Origin of the sequence: Micromonospora sp. NPDC007271 (assembly GCF_040634005.1) — a bacterium.
Taxonomy (GTDB): Bacteria; Actinomycetota; Actinomycetes; order Mycobacteriales; family Micromonosporaceae; genus Micromonospora.
This window is the reverse complement of record NZ_JBEYER010000022.1, coordinates 14,456-30,870: the sequence shown is the minus strand read 5'-3', so window position 1 is coordinate 30,870 and position 16,415 is coordinate 14,456. Positions and strand designations below refer to the sequence as shown.

At 74.2% G+C, this 16,415-nt stretch carries 14 protein-coding genes; 9 read left to right on the top strand and 5 right to left on the bottom strand.

The genetic code is table 11. The features are described 5' to 3' along the window. The first annotated feature begins 120 nt into the window (after positions 1–120). From ABZ570_RS10830 to ABZ570_RS10805, 6 genes are all read left to right on the top strand, one after another. Complete coding sequence (locus ABZ570_RS10830) at positions 121–702, top strand: Na+/H+ antiporter subunit E (protein ID WP_358060333.1); 582 nt, start codon at positions 121–123, stop codon at positions 700–702. Continuing rightward, a complete protein-coding gene (locus tag ABZ570_RS10825; protein ID WP_358060225.1) occupies positions 702–968 on the top strand; it encodes a monovalent cation/H+ antiporter complex subunit F in 267 nt (88 codons plus the stop codon). Before ABZ570_RS10830 ends, ABZ570_RS10825 begins: the two co-directional genes overlap by 1 nt. Beyond that, the gene (gene mnhG / locus ABZ570_RS10820) at positions 965–1,294 is read left to right on the top strand and encodes a monovalent cation/H(+) antiporter subunit G (RefSeq protein ID WP_358060222.1); all 330 of its coding nucleotides are present in this window, start codon (positions 965–967) and stop codon (positions 1,292–1,294) included. Before ABZ570_RS10825 ends, mnhG begins: the two co-directional genes overlap by 4 nt. Positions 1,295–1,456: 162 nt before the next feature. Further along, positions 1,457–2,812 (top strand): hemolysin family protein, encoded by a 1,356-nt coding sequence (locus ABZ570_RS10815; RefSeq protein WP_358060219.1) that lies wholly within the window; start codon positions 1,457–1,459, stop codon positions 2,810–2,812. 76 nt (positions 2,813–2,888) lie between these two features. After that, positions 2,889–3,953 carry a hemolysin family protein gene (locus tag ABZ570_RS10810; RefSeq protein WP_358060217.1) on the top strand — a complete coding sequence of 355 codons (1,065 nt, stop codon included), beginning with the start codon at positions 2,889–2,891 and terminating at the stop codon, positions 3,951–3,953. 279 nt (positions 3,954–4,232) lie between these two features. Next, positions 4,233–5,162: a sporulation protein gene (locus tag ABZ570_RS10805; protein WP_358060215.1), complete on the top strand. Its 930-nt coding sequence runs from the start codon at positions 4,233–4,235 to the stop codon at positions 5,160–5,162. Positions 5,163–5,224: 62 nt separating this feature from the next. On the opposite strand, the gene leuE is transcribed toward ABZ570_RS10805, so the two are convergent. Further along, positions 5,225–5,893, bottom strand: a complete 669-nt coding sequence (gene leuE / locus ABZ570_RS10800; RefSeq protein ID WP_358060212.1) for a leucine efflux protein LeuE — start codon at positions 5,891–5,893, stop codon at positions 5,225–5,227. Further along, complete coding sequence (locus ABZ570_RS10795) at positions 5,890–7,137, bottom strand: bifunctional pyridoxamine 5'-phosphate oxidase family protein/GNAT family N-acetyltransferase (RefSeq protein ID WP_358060209.1); 1,248 nt, start codon at positions 7,135–7,137, stop codon at positions 5,890–5,892. Before ABZ570_RS10795 ends, leuE begins: the two co-directional genes overlap by 4 nt. A gap of 39 nt (positions 7,138–7,176) precedes the next feature. On the opposite strand from ABZ570_RS10795, the gene ABZ570_RS10790 reads away from it, so the two are divergent. Together ABZ570_RS10790 and ABZ570_RS10785 are read left to right on the top strand one after the other, a co-directional pair. Beyond that, positions 7,177–8,511 (top strand): aminotransferase class I/II-fold pyridoxal phosphate-dependent enzyme, encoded by a 1,335-nt coding sequence (locus ABZ570_RS10790; RefSeq protein WP_358060206.1) that lies wholly within the window; start codon positions 7,177–7,179, stop codon positions 8,509–8,511. Between the two features lie 213 nt (positions 8,512–8,724). After that, the gene (locus tag ABZ570_RS10785) at positions 8,725–9,426 is read left to right on the top strand and encodes a UdgX family uracil-DNA binding protein (RefSeq protein ID WP_358060203.1); all 702 of its coding nucleotides are present in this window, start codon (positions 8,725–8,727) and stop codon (positions 9,424–9,426) included. 44 nt (positions 9,427–9,470) lie between these two features. Here the strand turns inward: ABZ570_RS10785 and ABZ570_RS10780 are convergent, their stop codons facing one another. The 3 genes from ABZ570_RS10780 to ABZ570_RS10770 are packed head-to-tail and all read right to left on the bottom strand — an operon-like array spanning position 9,471 to position 15,139. After that, entirely contained in the window at positions 9,471–10,136 is a 666-nt protein-coding gene (locus ABZ570_RS10780; RefSeq protein WP_358060200.1) for a YoaK family protein, read from the bottom strand. 25 nt (positions 10,137–10,161) lie between these two features. Beyond that, on the bottom strand, positions 10,162–12,024 hold the full coding sequence (locus tag ABZ570_RS10775) for a thiamine pyrophosphate-dependent enzyme (protein WP_358060197.1): 1,863 nt from the start codon (positions 12,022–12,024) through the stop codon (positions 10,162–10,164). Between the two features lie 37 nt (positions 12,025–12,061). Continuing rightward, positions 12,062–15,139, bottom strand: a complete 3,078-nt coding sequence (locus ABZ570_RS10770) for an FAD-linked oxidase C-terminal domain-containing protein (RefSeq protein ID WP_358060194.1) — start codon at positions 15,137–15,139, stop codon at positions 12,062–12,064. A gap of 117 nt (positions 15,140–15,256) precedes the next feature. Between ABZ570_RS10770 and ABZ570_RS10765 the strand changes: the two genes are divergently transcribed. Continuing rightward, positions 15,257–16,399, top strand: coding sequence for an acyl-CoA dehydrogenase family protein (locus ABZ570_RS10765; RefSeq protein ID WP_358060191.1), 1,143 nt, complete (start codon positions 15,257–15,259; stop codon positions 16,397–16,399). Positions 16,400–16,415 lie beyond the last annotated feature (16 nt).

The window sequence follows — 16,415 nt, the reverse complement described above, 5'->3', positions numbered from 1 at the left end:
GAAGCCGCGCAGTCCGCCGAGCCACCGGCCAGGTCGCCCGCCGAGCCACCCGCCGAGCCGCCGGACGCGCCGCCGTCCGGTGGTGGGCCGGCGGGCCGACCGTCCGCCGGGGCGCGGGCGGTGGACGACGGGCCGACGCCGGCCGTCGGCCGGGGTGGGCGGCGCCGCGACCAGGCCGTGGCGCTCGGGTGGCTGGTGGTGATCTGGCAGCTGCTCTGGGGCCGGTTCTCCTGGGGCAACCTGCTCGGCGGCCTCGTCGTCGGGGCCGCCGTGCTGATCTTCTTCCCGCTCCCGCCGGTCACCTTCGGCGGCCGGCTCCGCGTCGGCGCGTTGCTGGTCCTCGCGGTCACCTTCGTCGGCGAGCTGGTCCGCGCCAGCGTGCACGTCGCCGCCATCGCGGTCCGACCGGGCTACCGGCCGCGCGGCGCGATCCTCGCCGTACCGCTGCGGGTCCGCACCGACCTCAACCTGGCCCTCGCCGCCGAGCTGGTCTCCCTCGTCCCCGGCACCCTCATCCTCGACGTGGACCGCGACCGGGGCGTCCTCTACGTGCACGTCCTCGAGGTGTGTCGCCCCGAGGACCTGGCCGTCAACCGCGCCCGCGTCCTCGCCGTCGAACGGCGCATCGTCCGCGCCGTCGGCTCCCCGCAGGAGGTACGTCAGCTCGGCGTGCCACTCGTCGAACGGAGGAACCAACCCTGATGATCGCTTTCCTCGCCGTCGCGCTGACCGTCCTGCTCTCGGTCACGGCGCTGCTCGCCCTGGCCCGCATCTACCTGGGCCCGTCGCTGCTCGACCGGGTCGTCGCCGCCGACCTGCTGCTGGCCACCATGCTCGGCGCGGTGGGCGCGGAGGCGGCGGTCAACCGGCACGCCACCACGCTGCCCGTGCTGGTGGTGCTCTCCCTGCTCGGCTTCGTCGGCTCGGTCTCCCTGGTCCGCTTCGCGGTACGCGAGGAGGCGCGATGAGCGTGCTCGCCGACTGGCTGGGCGCGGCCTGCCTGCTGGCCGGCGCGCTGCTCAGCCTCGCCGCCGGGATCGGTGTGCTGCGCTTCCCGGACGCGCTGGGCCGGATGCACGCGGCCACCAAGCCGCAGGTGCTGGGCGTGCTGCTGCTCCTGCTCGGGCTGGCGCTGCGCCTGCGTACGGCGGCGGACCTGGGCATGATCGCGCTGGTCGGGATCTTCCAGCTGGCCACCGCGCCGGTCGCCGCGCAGATGATCGGCCGGGCCGCCTACCGGAGCGGGCGCATCGACCGGGACCTGCTGGACGCCGACGAGTTGGCCGGGCGGTGAACGGGACGCTGGGGAGCCTTCCCGGCACCTTCAGCGGGCGTCCAGGCTACGCCGATAGAATGTCGGCATGATCGACTCTTCTGCCCAGGAGGGCAGCAGTAGCCAGCCGGGTAAGGCCCGGCAACCCCTCGGCCCGACGACCCCGGGAGCCCTGAACCTCCCGTGCTGATCCTCGTCGGACTTGTTCTCATCATCGTGCTCACCGCCGCCACCGGCTATTTCGTGGCCCAGGAGTTCGGTTACGTCGCCGTGGACCGGGGCAAGCTCAAGCAGCTCGCCGACGGCGGTGACCGGGCCGCCGCCCGGGCCCTGGAGGTGACCGGGCGGCTCTCGTTCATGCTCTCCGGCGCCCAGCTCGGCATCACCGTGACCGCCCTGCTGGTCGGTTACGCCGCCGAGCCGTACCTGGGCGCCGGGCTGGCCGGCCTGCTCAACGTCGCCGGGGTCTCCACCGCCGTCGCGCTGCCGCTGTCGGTGGCGCTCGCCCTGATCATCGCCACCGTCGTGCAGATGGTCCTCGGCGAGCTGGCGCCGAAGAACCTGGCCATCGCCCGCGCCGAGCGCCTCGCGCGGGCGCTGTCCCGGTCCACCCTGATCTACCTGAGGATCGCCGGTCCGGTGATCACCCTCTTCGACCGGGCCGCCGTCCGGCTGCTGCGTCGGGTCGGCATCGAGCCGATCGAGGAGTTGCCGAGCGGCGCCACCCCGGAGGACCTGGAACAGATCATCGCCGAGTCCCGGGAGGAGGGGCACCTCGACGCCGCGATGTCCGACCTGCTCGACCGGGGCCTCGACTTCCGGGAGTTGACCGCCGGGGAGGCCATGGTCCCCCGGGTCGACGTGCACACCGTACGGGCCGACGAACCGGTCAGCCGGGTCGTCGAGCTGCTCGACACCGGCCACTCCCGGTTCCCGGTGCGGGGCGCGGAGGGGGTCGACGACCTGGTCGGCGTGGTCGGCATCGCCGACGTGCTCGGGGTGCCGCCCGCGGAGCGGGCCACCACCCGGGTCGCGGCGGTGGCCGTACCCCCGCTGCTGGTGCCGGAGACGCTGCCGTTGCCGACGGTGCTGGACCGGCTCCGGGTCGGGCACCGCCAGCTCGCCTGCGTGGTCGACGAGTACGGCGGCTTCGCCGGCGTGATCACGCTGGAGGACATCGCCGAGGAGCTGGTCGGGCCGATCCGCGACGAGGACGACCCGCCGGAGCGGGCCCCGGCGCGGCAGGAGGACGGTTCCTGGGTGGTGCCCGCCCGCTGGCGGATCGACGAGGTCGCCGACAGCACCGGGATCGCGCTGCCCGAGGCGCCCGAGTACGACACCGTCTCCGGACTGGTCATGCGGGAGCTGGGCCGGGTGCCCGAGGTCGGCGACCGGCTGGAGATCAGCCTCGGCGTCGACGGCGACGAGTCCGACATCGAGCCGCGGGCGCTGGTCGAGGTGCTGGCCGTGGACCGGCACGTGGCCGACTCCGTCCGGCTCCGGATGGCCGCCGCCGAGCGGCGGGAGGACGCGGCATGAGCGGGCGTCAGCGAGCGAATCATCGGTGCAGCCGCCTGGTGCCTCATGCCGGCACCGAGCGTAGCGAGGTGGCGGCATGACGCCCGGCTTCGCGCTCTTCTTCTCGGTCGTGCTGCTGGCGCTCAACGGCTTCTTCGTGGCGGCCGAGTTCGCCCTGGTCGCCGCCAAGCGCTACCGCCTGGAACAGCTGGCGACGGGTGGCGGCCGGGCCGCCCGCGCGGCCCTGGACGGGGCCCGTGAGCTGTCCCTGATGCTGGCCGGGGCGCAGCTCGGCATCACCCTGTGCACCCTGGGGCTGGGCGCCCTGGCCGAACCGGCGATCGAGCACCTGGTCAGCCCGCTGCTGCACGCCGTCGGGCTGCCCACCGCGGCCAGCCACGTGGTGGGGCTGCTGTTCGCCCTGGCCCTGGTGACCTTCCTGCATCTGGTGGTCGGCGAGATGGCCCCGAAGTCCTGGGCGATCACCGACGCGGAGCGTTCCGCCACGCTGCTGGCGCTGCCGTTCCGGGCCTTCGCCCGGGTCGCCCGTCCGGTGCTGTCCGCGCTGAACGCGCTGGCCAACGCGGTCCTGCGGCTGTTCGGTGTACGCCAGCAGGACCAGTTGGCCCAGGTGCACGGCCCGGACGAGCTGCGCATCCTGCTCGAGCAGTCCCGGGAGCACGGGCTGCTCGGCGCCGAGCAGCACCAGATGCTGACCAGCATGCTGGAGCTGCAGGGCACCACCGTGGCGCAGGTGATGGAGCCGTTCGACCGGATCGTCACGGTCCGGCGGGAGGACACCGCCGAGCGGATCGAGCACGTCTCCCGGGACAGTGGCCGCTCCCGGCTGGCCGTCGTCGACGCCGGTGGCGAGGTGTGCGGCCTGGTCCACGTACGCGAGGCTGTCCGGGCGGTCACCAACGGCCGGACGGCGACCGCGGGGGAGCTGATGACCCCGGCGTTCGTGCTGCCCGCCGGCGCCTCGGTCACCGAGGCGGTGGCGGCGATGCGCGGCCGGCAGGCCCAGTTGGCGCTGGTCCGCAACGGCGGCGGCCCGACCCGGCCGATCGGTTTCGTGGCGCTGGAGGACCTGCTGGAGGAGGTCATCGGCGAGTTCGACGACGAGACCGACCCGGTGCCCCGGGGCCGTCGGCTGCGCTGATCGTCCGTCCGTACCGTCCGGCCGCCGGGTCCCCACCTGACCCGGCGGCCCCGGCTGACCTCGCCGGCCGGCGTCCCGCGGGGGCTTGCGCGCCGAGGGTCTTTGGGTGCGTTTGTTGTCGCTCCAGCGACAACAAACGCACCCAGATCTCGCCCGGCCCACGACCGGCCGGGACGGCACGGAGCCGGCCGGGACGGCACGGAGCCGGCCAGGAGTGCCGGCCAGGAGTGCCGGGCCGGCAGCCGGGAATGCACCGGGACGGTGGAGAGGGGGTGCCGGATGCGGCTGACCGGGGTGTCCTCGGAGTCCGTCTGGACCGGTCTCTCGGTGAGCACCACCGTGCCCAACCCCAGCACCCGGCCGGGCCTGCGGCTACCAGGCCGGGTGGTGCTCACGGCCGCGGGTGCGGACGTGCCGGTTCGGCACGTCCGCCTCGGGCTCGTCGCCCAGGTCGAGCCGGAGGATCCCGACTCGCCCCGCCGGCTGACGCAGTACCACCAGGTGCCGATCGCCGGCCGGTTCGTGGTGCCGGCCGGCCGGCGGCGGGCGGTCGACTTCGCCGTCCCGCTGCCCTGGGAGACGCCGGTGACGATCTTCGGCGGGGTGCCGCTGATGAGCCTGCGCACCGGGCTGCGTACCGAGGTGTCGGTCGACCCCGACCTGGACCAGGGAGCGATGCTGCCGGTCTTCGTCCACCCGCTCCCGGCCCAGCAGCACGTGCTCGCCGCGCTGGACACCCTCGGCTTCGTCCTCCGGCAGGTGGGCCTGCAGCAGGGCCGACTGCCCGGGGTGGAGCAGCAGTTGCCGTTCCACGAGCGGCTCGGCTACTGGGTGGCGCCGCTGTACGCCGGCCCGATCACCGAGCTGGAGGTGATCTTCGTGACCAACGCGGCGGGGCTGGAGGTGCTGCTCTGGCTGGATCGCCGGCTCTCCCTGGCCGGGGTCACCCACCAGAGCATCAGCCGGTTCCGGGTCTGGCACGCCGGAGCTGAGCGGCGGGACTGGGTCGCCACCGTGGACGGCTGGCTGCGACACGCGATCAACCGGCACGCGGCGGCCGCCGGGCACGCCGACTGGTCCGCCACGATCCAGGAGTCCGCGCACGTCAGCCGCCACCCGGACGAGCCCGTCGCACCCGGCTACGGCCTGGGCGGCACGGCCGGCGGTCCCGGCATCGGCGGCGGTGCCGGCGGCGGCGACGGCACCTGACCGTGCCCCTCGGGTGAGAAGGGTTCCCTGCTCTACCGCAGGCGTTAAGAAGGGGCCCTTCCTTACACCGAGGCAGTGGCGAGCTTGAGGCTGAAGCCCAGGAAGAGCATGCCGATCCCGGTCGTGGCGCCGGCGGCCAGCCGCCGCCGGCGGTGGAACTGGGCCGCCAGGAAGGTGCCCGTGAAGATCAGCGCGGTGAGGTAGAGCGCGCTGGTCACCTGGGCGATCAGCCCGAGCAGCAGGAACGACAGGGCCGGCCAGGCGTACCCGGGGTCGACGAACTGGATGAAGAAGGAGATGAAGAAGAGGATCGCCTTCGGGTTGAGCAGGCTGATCACCAGCGCTTTCCGGAACGGGCTGCGCAGCGCCGCCGGCTCCGCCGCGTCGATCAGGCGCGGCGTCGCCGGGTCGTTGCGGGTGCGCCAGCGCCGCCACGCGCCGCGCAGCATGGTCAACCCCACGTAACCGAGGTACGCGGCGCCGGCGTACTTGATCACCAGGAAGAGCGGCGGGTACGCCTTGAGCAGCGACGCCACCCCGGCGGCGGAGAGGATCATCAGCACCGAGTCGCCGACGAACACGCCGCCGGCGGCCCGGTAGCCCGTCCGCACGCCGCGCTTGGCGGCGGTGGAGAGCACGAAGAGCGAGTTCGGCCCGGGCAGCAGCACGATCGCCACGGTCCCCAGCACGTATGTCCAGATGTCAGTGATGCCCAGCACGCCGGACATCATGACGCCAAGGGGGCTGCCGAGCGAAGCCTTTCCCGCAGCCGGAGTTGTGCGCTCGGCCACTCGGCCGCGAGCATCGAGTAGAGGGCGGAATCCCGCCACGACCCGTCGGCCCGCCGCCGGTTGGACCGCAGCGTCCCCTCGCGGGTGGCGCCGAGCCGTTCGATGGCCCGCTGCGAGCGCTCGTTGAGCGTGCTGGTCTGCCAGGTCACCCGGATGGCGTCCAGCTCCTCGAAGGCCCGGGTGAGCAGCAGCAGCTTCGCCTCGGTGTTGATCCCGGTGCGCCACCACGGCCGCCCGAGCTGGGTGAAGCCGATCTCCGCGGTCCGCAGGGCCGCGTCCGGGTGGTAGTACGAGGTGGTGCCGACCACCACCCCGGTGGCGGCGCACCGCTGCACCCAGGGCGTCCGGACGCCGCGCAGGTTCGCGTCCAGCGCGGCGCGGATCTGGCCGGCCGTCTCGGCCACGCTCTGCGGCTGCGGGCTGCCCACGTACCGCCACACCTCGGGGTCGGCCAGGGCGGCGTGCAGTTCCTCGGCGTGGGACAGGTCGAGCGGTTCCAGCACGACGTGCTCGCCGCGCAGGACGACCGGCTCCAGCCAGGGCGACCGGGCCGGCCGGAGGTACGCCGGCACCGGCGCGGCCACCCCGGGGGCCGGCTCGGGCAGGCCGGCGGTGAGCCGCACCGGCACCACTCCCGCCCAGTACGGCAGGTCGAGGTCGACGGGATCGTCGTTGGCCCCGCCGGCGCGGGCGCGGACGGACACCTCGCGCAGCGGCAGGGCCAGCACGGCGGTCTCGGCCAGCTCGCGCCGGCTCGGCGGGCGGCTGTCCGTGCTGCGCCCGGCGGCCACCTTCTCCACCAGCGCGGTGAGCATCTCGGCCTTCTCCCGCTCGTCGATCACCAGGCGGGCGGTGCCGTGGACGACCACCGACCGGTAGTTGGCGCTGTGGTTGAACTGGGACCGGGCGAAGACCAGCCCGTCGAGGTGGGTCACCGCGACGCAGACCGGCAGCCCGGCGTCGCCCCGGGCGGCGAGCAGCGGCCGGCTGCCGGTGGAGCCGTGCAGGTAGAGGATGTCGCCGACGCGTACGTGCAGGGTGGGCAGCACCCGCGGCTCACCGTCCACGACGAACGACAGCGCGCAGTGGTACGCCTCGTCCAGCACGGCGTGCGCGGCGGCCTCGTCGTAGTTCATCCGGGCCCGCATCCGGGTGGCGGTGGTCCGTTCGGTCCGGGGGTACATGCGGCAGTTCCACCTTTGTTCTAGTACAATCCTCGAACTGTGGCAGCACATTATCAGATCGCCGGGGCCTCGTCGTCGGCCATTTCGGCCAGCGTGGAAACCGGCATCCGCACCGGCGCCCTCGCCCCGGGCGACGCCCTGCCGGCCGTCCGCACCCTCGCCGCCGAGCTGAGGGTCAGCCCGGCCACCGTCGCCAAGGCGTACCAGGAGCTGCGGCAGCGCGGCCTGGTCGTCACCGCCGGCCGGCACGGCACCCGGGTCCGGCCCCGCCCGCCCGTCGCCACCCGCCGCGCCACGCTGATGCCGCCCCCGCTGCCCGGCGCCCGCAATCTCTCCTCCGGCCAGCCGGACAGCCGCCTGCTGCCGCCGCTCGGCCCGCACCTGGCCGCGCTCGCCGCCGAGGTCGGCCCGCCCAGCGGGTACGCGGCCAGCGCCCTCCTGCCCGAGTTGGCCGACGCGGCCCGGGAGCGGCTCGACGGCGTACCGGCCGGCGAGATCACCGTGACCGGGGGTGCGCTGGACGGCATCGAGCGCCTGCTCGCCGCCCACCTACGCCCCGGCGACGCGGTCGCGGTCGAGGACCCGGGCTGGGCCAACCTGCTCGATCTCGTCGCCGCGCTCGGGCTGCGCGCCATCGGGGTGCCCGTGGACGACGACGGGCCGACCGAGCCGGGCGTCCGGGCCGCCCTCGCCGCCGGTGCCCGTGCGCTGATCGTGACCAGCCGCGCGCAGAACCCGACCGGCGCCGCCGTCTCCGCCGAGCGGGCCGCAGCCCTGCGTACGCTGCTCGCCGGCCGCGCCGACCTGCTGCTGATCGAGGACGACCACGCCGCCGAGCTGGCCCGCGTACCGCTGCACCCGCTGGCCGGGGCGACCCCGGCCTGGGCCTTCGTCCGGTCGGTGAGCAAGCCCTACGGCCCGGACCTGCGGCTCGCCGTGCTCGCCGGCGACGAGGCCACGGTGGCCCGGGTGGCCGGCCGCGCCCGGGTCGGCGCCGGCTGGGTCTCCACCGTGCTGCAACGCCTGGTCCTCGCGCTCTGGCGCGACCCGGCCACCGCCGACCTGGTCGGCCGGGCGGGGGAGAGCTACGAGCGGCGGCGCGCCGGGCTCGTCGCCGCGCTGGCCGCCCGGGGGCTGGTCGCGCACGGGCGGACCGGGATCAACGTCTGGGTGCCCGTGCCGGACGAGACGGTGGCGGTCACCGCGCTGCGCGACGCCGGGTGGTCCGTCGCCCCCGGCGCGCTCAACCGGATCGCCGCCGCCCCCGGCGTACGTATCACCGTCAGCTCCCTCGACGAGGCCGACCTGGCACCGTTCGCCGACGCGGTGGCCCGGGCCGTACGTCCCGCCGGGCCGGCCCCGTTCACCGCGTGACCCCAGCGGCATGGCGCGGCGCCGAACGGGTACCCGCGCCCGGGAGGTGGAGCATCGTGGCTTCGAAGCGGGCCGTGACCGGCCTCTTGATCACCGTGGCGGCGGTGGTCATCCTGGTGGTCATCGCGCTCGGGCTGGCCGGTCGCGGCGGTGGCGGCTACTGATCCGGACCGCATCCGGCGTCCGGCCCGAAACCGGGATATAAAGTCGGGCATGGCCGAGACCGAGAGCGCCCCCGGAGCGCAGGAGTTCATCCCGCCGCAGGCGGACACCATCGACCAGCTACGCGCCGCAGCGGCCGGCTGCCAGGGCTGCGAGCTCTACCGGAACGCGTCGCAGACGGTCTTCGGCCGGGGCGACGAGAGCGCCCGGGTGGTCTTCGTCGGCGAGCAGCCCGGCGACCTGGAGGACCAGAAGGGTCTGCCGTTCGTCGGCCCCGCCGGGCGGGTGCTGCGCCGGGCGGTGGACGACGCGGGCATCGACCCCGGTCACATCTACCTCACGAACGCCGTGAAGCACTTCCGGTTCGAGCTGCGCGGGAAGCGGCGGATCCACCAGACGCCCGACCGGGTGCACATCACCGCCTGTCGGCCCTGGCTGGTCGCCGAGTTCGCCCGGCTCCGCCCGGAGATCGTGGTGGTGCTCGGCGCCACCGCCGCCAAGGCCCTGCTCGGCCCGGCGTTCCGGGTGACGAAACAGCGCGGTGAGCTGCTGCCCTGGCCTGACGCCGCGCAGCGCCCGCAGGACTTCCAGCGGGTGCCGGTGGACAGCGCCGGGAAGGTGGCCGACGCCCCGGAGGCCCAACTGCTGGCCACCATCCACCCCTCCGCCGTGCTGCGCGCCGACAACCAGGACGTGGCGTACGACGGCCTCGTCGCGGACCTGAAGGTGGCCGCTGCGGTGCTCGCCGGCTAGCGGGTCCGGTGGGTGCCGGAGCCGGCATCGGTGCCCGGGCCGGCTCAGCGCACGCCCGGGAGGGACCGGGCCCGGTTCACCGACGCGGCGGTCGCCACGGCCAAGCCCAGCAGCGCCACCGGGAGCAGTGCGGCCCGGGCCGCCCACGCGCTGAACGCCGCCGCGACCGCCAGGGCGGTGAGGGCGTACAGCGCGAGCACGGTGGTTTCGCGGCGCAGTGGACCCGTCGACTTCCCGGTCTCCCGGCCGCGCAGCCGGCTCGCCACGCCGATGCTGAACGCCGTCCAGGTTCCCGTGATGTACGTCGTGGACACCCCGGCCCTGCCCCACCGGTGGGTCACCGCGCTCTGCATGCCCATCGCCGCGCCGAGCAGGGCGATGAGCCCGTGCTGCGGCCAGCCCGACGGGCGGCCCGGCAGCGCGAGCCACCAGGCCGGGAGGGCGGCCAGGAGCAGCACCTCGACCGCGAGCACCCCGAGCAGTCCACGCGACCAGCCCCGTACCGGCACCGCCGCCCCCACCGCGCCCGCGCCGAGCAGGAAGGCGACCAGCGCGGTGGCCGAGCGGCCCGCGGCGGCCAGGTCGCCGGTGGCCACCCCCAGCCCGAGCAGCACCGTGTTACCGGTCATGTTCGCCGGGAAGGCCCGCCCCAGGCCCAGGTAGCTGACCACGTCCGCGCTGGCGGCCGCGGCGCTCAACGCGTGCACCACCAGGGACTCCCGTCGCCTGCCCGCCCTACTCGGGGTGCTCGTCATCGGCGCGGTTGCGCAGCCGGCCCGCGAGCCCGGAGAGCGCGTGCCCGGCCCGGTCCGGGATCGCGCGCCCCGGGCTGGCCTGGAAGCTCGCCTCGTCCAGCAGATCCTTGACCATGTCCAGGGCGATCCGGTTGCGGTTGGGCGTGCCGGAGCGCAGCGCCTTGGCCAGCTTGCTCACCTGGTCCTTCCTGACCCTGGCCGGCATCGGCGGCTCGTGCTGGTCCACCACGCACTCCACGATGACCGGGCCGTCCGTCGCGAGCGCGTCGGCCAGTTGCGCCCCGCAGCGGCGGGGGTCGTCGATGCGTACGCCCTTCGCCCCGCACGCCTCGGCGAACTTCACGAAGTCCAGCGGTGCGACGTTCACGCCGTACTCCGGGTTGCCCAGGAACACCATCTGCTCCCACTTGATCAGCCCCAGCGTGTCGTTGCGGACCACCACCACCTTGATCGGCAGATCGTGCTGCACCGCGGTGAGGAAGTCGCCGAGCTGCATGGTCAGCGAACCGTCGCCGGTGAAGACCACCACCTGCCGGCCGGGGTACGCGGTCTGGGCGCCGATCGCGTACGGCAGGCCGGCCGCCATCGAGCAGTTCGTGCCGGAGAAGCTGAACGCCTGACCCCGGCGGAGCCTGATCTGCCGGGCCGCCCAGGTGGTCACGGTGCCGGAGTCCCCGCAGACGATCGCGTCCGGCGCGAGCGCGTCGTTCAACGCCCACGCCGGGACCTGCGGCTTCATCGGCGTGTCGGTGCGGGTGCCCCGCTCGGCCATCAGCTCCCACCACCGGGCCATCCCCTCCTGCGCCCGGGTGAGGAAGCCGCGGTCGTCGTTGCGGGTCAGCAGCGGCCGTAGCGCGGCCAGGGTGGCGCGGGCGTCACCGCAGAGCGGCACGTCGACGGGGTGCCGCAGTCCCATCCGTTCCGGCTTGTCGTCGATCTGTACGCAGACCGCCTGCCCCGGCTTCGGGTAGTACTCGATGTACGGCATCGTCGAGCCGACGATGAGCAGCGCGTCGCACTGTTCGAGCGCCTCCTCGGAGGGCAGCGAGCCGACCAGCCCGATCGGGCCGGTGGTGTACGGGCTGTCGTCGGGCACGCAGTCCTTGCCCAGTTGCGCCTTGACGATCGGCGCGCCGAGCAGCTCGGCCACCGCCTCCAGCTCGTCACCGGCGCCCCGGGCACCGGCCCCGGCCAGGATGGCGACCTTCGTCCGGCCGGCGAGCGCCTGCGCGGCGGCCTCCAGATCGGCCCGGCAGGGCACCCGGACCGGCGCGCGGAACGTGGTCGAGGTGTGCCCGGGCACGTTGCGCACGTACCGGGTGCCGGACCCGGCGGGGGCCGCCTGGTAGTCGATCGGGAACGCCAGGTGCGCCGGCCCGCGCTGGGACAGCGCCGTCCGCACCGCGTAGTCGACCACGTTGGTGACGTGCGCCGGGCCCATGATCCGCTGGTTGTAGAGCGCGATGTCGTTGAACAGGTAGTCGGTGTTGATGTCCTGCAGATAGCTGGTGCCGATCAGGTCGTGGTACGACATCCCGGTGATGGCCAGCAGCGGCGCCTGCTCGACCTTCGCGTCGAGCAGGCCGTTGAGCAGGTGCACCGCGCCGGGGCCGGAGGTGGCGAAGCAGACGCCGAGCTTGCCGGTGAACTTGGCGTACCCCACCGCCGCCATCGCGGCGACCTCCTCGTGCCGCACGTGCACGTAGCGGATCCGGTCCCGCCGCTTCCGCAGGGCCTCCATCAGCCCGTTGATCCCGTCACCCGGCAGTCCGAAGATGGCCTCCACACCCCAGTCGACGAGCCGATCGACCAGGGTGTCCGCGGCCGTACGCTGTTCCGCCACCGCCTCCTCCTCTCTCCGTGCCCCGAACCGTTGCCGCTCAGCCCCGAGCAGCGCCCCGAGCGGCGCCCCGACGGCGGACGGCGAGCGCGCCGGCCGCCAGCAGCCCGGCGCCGAGCAGGACCCGCGCCCGGCCCCGTCCGGCCGTGGCCACCTCGGGCCGCCGCCGCTCCGGGTAACCGCCCGGCGGTCCCTGCCGCCCCTCCCGGATGGCCAGGGCGAGCACCTCGGCCAGGTGCAGGCCGTCACGGTCGGTGCCGCCCCGGATCTGCCCGCGGCAGCTGAACCCGTCGGCCACGACGAGCGTCTCCGCGCCCGCCGCGCGTACCGCCGGCAGCAGCACCCGCTCGCCGGCCGCCACGGAGACCCGGTACCGCTCGCCGGCCTCGTAGCCGAAGCTGCCCGCCATGCCGCAGCAACCCGCGTCCGGCTGCCGCACCCGCAGCCCCATCCGGCGCAGCACCGCCGCGTCGTCGGCGAAGCCGAGCACCGCGTGGTGATGGCAGTGCGGCTGCACGAGGGCGTCCCGCTCCAGGCGGGGCAGCGGCCAGTCCGGGGCGTACCGGTTCAGGAACTCGGTGAGGGTGAAGCTCTGCGCCCGGAGCCGCTGCGCCTGCGCGTCCCGGGGAAAGAGGTTGGTGAGCTCGTCCCGGAACACCGTCAGGCAGCTCGGCTCCAGCCCGACCAGCGGGACGCCGGCCTCGATCTCGGCGGCCAGCACGGCGAGCACCCGGCGCAGGTAACGGCGGGCCAGGTCGAGCATCCCGTAGTCGTACAGCGGCCGGCCGCAGCAGAGGCCGCGTCCGGGCAGCACCACCCGGAAGCCGGCCTCCTCCAGCACCGTCACGGCCGCGACGCCGATCCGCGGCTCGAAGTAGTTGGTGAAGGTGTCGGGCCAGAGCAGCACCCGGGGCGCGTCCGGATTCCGGGGGCGGTGGCCGGCGAACCAGTCGACGAAGCTGCGCCGGGCGAACCGGGGCACGTCGCGGTCCGGCGCGACGCCGCCGGCGAGCTTGACCAGCCGGTGCAGCAGCGGCGCGTGGGTGACGGCGTTGACCGCCCGCGGGGCGTACGACGCCAGCCGGGCCCACACGTTGATCAGCCCCAGGGCGTACGCCTGGCGGGGCCGCAGCCGCCCCGCGTAGTGATGGTGCAGGAACTCGGCCTTGTAGGTGGCGATGTCCACCTGGACCGGGCAGTCACCCCGGCAGCCCTTGCAGGCCAGGCAGAGGTCCAGCGCCTCCTTCACCTCGGGGCTGCGCCAGCCGCTGGTGATCGAGCCCGTCCCGTCGGCCATCTCCTGCAGCAGCCGGGCCCGGCCACGGGTCGAGTGGCGTTCCTCCCGGGTCACCATGAAACTCGGGCACATCACCCCGCCGGTCACGTGCCGGCACTTGCCGACGCCGAAGCACCGGCCGGCCGCGTCGGCGAAGCTGCCCCCGTCGGCGGGATAGCGGAAGGCGGTGGCCAGCTCCAGCGGCCGGTAGCCGGTGCCCTCCCGTAGGTGCGAGTCCAGCGGGTACGGGTCGATCAGCTTGTGCGGGTTCATCCGGCCGTCCGGGTCCCAGAGCCGCTTGAACTCCTCGAACGCGCGCATCAGCTCCGCCGGGAACATCTTCGGCCACAGCTCGGCCCGGCCGTGCCCGTCGCCGTGCTCGCCGGAGAGCGAGCCGCCGAAGGAGACCACCCGGTCGGCGGCCTGCTCCATGAAGTCGCGGTAACGGCGGACCCCGTCGGCCGTACGCAGGTCGAAGCTCACCCGGCAGTGCACGCAGCCCTGCCCCCAGTGGCCGTAGAAGACCGCGTCGTAGCCGAACCGGTCCAGCAGCCCGGTGTACGCGCGCAGGTAGTCCCCGAGCCGGTGCGGGGGCACGGCCGCGTCCTCCCAGTTGGGCCAGCCGGGGTGGCCGCCCAGCCCGATCGGCATCCGGGTGGTGCCCGCCGAGTGCCGGCGGATCTCCCACACCCCGGCCTGCTGCGCCGGGTCGGTGTAGCAGCGGTGGCTCGGTGCGCCCGGGCGGCGCTCCAGCGCCGCCGTGAGTTCCCGCGCGCGGGCGGCCGCCTCGGCGTCGGTGTCCGCACCGAACTCCACGAGCAGCCAGGCGTTCCCGGGTGGCAGCAGCCGTTCGTCGCCGACGTGCATCCGCTTCGCCCGCAGGTTGTCCACCACGTGCCGGCTGGTGAACTCCAGCCCGATCGGCGCGAAGCCCAGCAGCCAGGCCACGTCGTCGCCGGAGGAGGGGATGTCGGGATAGCCGAGCACGACCAGGGCCCGGTGCGGCGGCGACGGCACCAGCCGGCACTCGGCCTCCAGGGTGAGCGCCAACGTCGACTCCGAACCCACCAGCGCCCGTGCCACGTGGAAGCCGTTCTCCGGCAGCAGCTGATCGAGGTTGTAGCCGGAGACCCGGCGCGGGATGTCCGGCATCCCCGAGCGGATCACGTCGGCGTAGCGGTCCCGGATCCGGCGCAGCCCGGCGTAGATCGCGCCGCGCCGGCCACCCGCCGCGATGATCCGCTCCAGCTCCCGCTCGTCGGTCGGGCCGACCCGCAGTCGGGTGCCGTCGTACGTGATCACGTCCAGCTCATCGATGTTGTCGACGGTCTTGCCGGCCATCTGCGAGTGGGTGCCGCACGAGTTGTTCCCGATCATGCCGCCCAGCGTCGCGTGGTCGTGCGTCGCCGGGTCCGGCCCGAAGGTCAGCCCGTGGACCTCGGCGGCGTCCCGCAGTTGGTCGCAGATCACCCCCGGCTGCACCCGGGCCCGCCGCCCGGCCGGATCCAGCTCGACGATCTCGTTCAGGTACTTCGAGAAGTCGAAGCAGACCGCCGCGTTGACGCTCTGCCCGGCCAGCGCGGTGCCGCAGCCCCGCCCGAAGACCGGAGCCCCGAACCGGCGGCACACCGCCAGCGCCGCCGCCACGTCCGCCGCGCTCCGGGGCAGCACCACGCCGATCGGCAGCTGGCGGAAGATGGAGGCGTCGAACGCGTACAACACGCGGTCGCCCGGGGCGAAGCGCACCTCGCCCTCGACGGCGGCGCGCAGCTCCCGGGCCAGTTCGGCGGCGTACGGCGGCGGCGGGCCCGACCGGGAGGCGGCCCTGGCCGGTACGGACACGGCGTCGCCCCCTCACGTCGGGCCGATGGACGACGCGAGCTACCCGCCCCGTACGCCGGTAAACGTGCCCGACCGGTGGGCCTGGACCACCAGCCCGGGTGCCGGCACACTCGTCGCATGGAGCAGCATCTCTACGAGCCCGTGCACGAGGAGTTCCGCGACCTGTGCCGTGAGTTCCTCGCCCGGGAGGCCGTGCCGCACCACGAGCGGTGGGAGGCCGACGGGATCGTCGACCGCCAGGTGTGGCGCAAGGCCGGCACCGCCGGGTTGCTCGGCATGGACGTCGACGAGGAGTACGGCGGCGGCGGGCAGCGCGACTTCCGGTTCAACGCGGTGCTCGACGAGGAGATCGTCGCGGCGGGCTGCTCCGGCCTCGGGTTCGGCCTGCACAACGACGTGGTGGCCCCGTACCTGACCGAGCTGACCACCGACGACCAGCGCAAGCGCTGGCTGCCGGGCTTCTGCTCCGGCGACCTGGTCACCGCCATCGCGATGAGCGAGCCCGGGGCCGGTTCCGACCTGGCCGGGGTCCGCACCAGCGCGGTCCGCGACGGCGACACGTACGTCCTCAACGGCCAGAAGACCTTCATCACCAACGGGGAAATGGCCGACCTCGTGGTGGTGGTCGCCAAGACGGCGCCCGACCGGGGCGCGCACGGGGTGAGCCTGCTCGCGGTGGAGACCGGCACCCCGGGCTTCAGCCGGGGCCGGCGGCTGGCCAAGGTGGGCCTGAAGGCCAACGACACCGCCGAACTCTTCTTCGACGACTGCCGGGTCCCGGCGGAGAACCTGATCGGCACCGAGCACCACGGCTTCTACCACCTGATGGCCAACCTGCCCCGGGAGCGGCTGGGCATCGCCGTCGCCGCGGTGGCGGCCTGCGAAAGGCTGCTCGCGCTCACCCTCGACCACGCCCGAACGCGAGAGGCGTTCGGCCGGCCGATCGGAAAGTTCCAGCACAACCGGTTCCTCCTGGCCGAGCTGGACACCGAGGTCACCATCGCGCGCACCTTCGTCAACCACTGCGTCGCCGAGTTCAACGCCGGCCGGCTCTCGGTGACCGACGCGGCCAAGGCCAAGTGGTGGACCACCGAACTGCGGAACCGGGTCGCCGACCGCTGCCTCCAACTGCACGGCGGCTACGGCTTCATGCTGGAGTACCCGGTGGCGAAGGCCTGGCTGGACGGCCGGGTGCAGACCATCTACGGCGGCACCACCGAGATCATGAAGGAGATCATCGGCCGGGGTCTCGGCCTCTAGCAGAACCCGGTGCCGC